The 511-nt window shown below is 59.1% G+C and carries 1 protein-coding gene; it reads left to right on the top strand.

The annotated features are described in order from the left end of the window. Positions 1 to 511, top strand: a 511-nt coding sequence (gene tnpC / locus HJG40_RS06565) for an IS66 family transposase (RefSeq protein WP_215863447.1), incomplete at both ends; no start/stop codon positions are given.

The raw sequence follows: 511 nt of genomic DNA, 5'->3' as shown, positions 1-511 counted from the left end.
CGACTGGAAAGGGATCCTCCAGACCGATGACTATGGGGGGTATGATGCCCTCTATCGCAAGGAGCAAGTCACAGAAGCCGGATGCTGGGCGCATGTGCGGCGCCACTTCTATGACGTGGAGCAGCGGGGTCCGAGTCCGGTGGCACAGAAGGCGCTAGCCTGGATCGCCAAACTCTATGGCATCGAGGCCGACATCAAAGCCTTCCCGCATGAACAGAAAGCCGAAGCTCGCCAACAACGGGCAGGCCCGCTGCTGGAATCCTTCCGCGCCTGGCTCAGCGAAACCCAGATGAAAGTGGCGCCGAAAAGTGGTATCGCCAAAGCCATCGCTTATGCCCTGAAGCGCTGGAAGGCGCTCACCCTCTACCTCGAAGAAGGTCGGCTCAGCATCGACAATAACCCTGTAGAGCGGGCGTTGCGGGGCGTGGCCATTGGGCGCAAGAATTTTTTATTTGTTGGAAATGATGCCGGTGGCGAGCGTGCCGCGTCCTTCTACAGCATCATCGAGACC

The sequence above is a fragment of the Acidithiobacillus concretivorus genome, assembly GCF_018853445.1.
Classification (GTDB): Bacteria; Pseudomonadota; Gammaproteobacteria; order Acidithiobacillales; family Acidithiobacillaceae; genus Acidithiobacillus; species Acidithiobacillus concretivorus.
The sequence above is the reverse complement of the archived record's forward strand: the minus strand, read 5'-3'. Positions and strand labels throughout refer to the sequence as shown.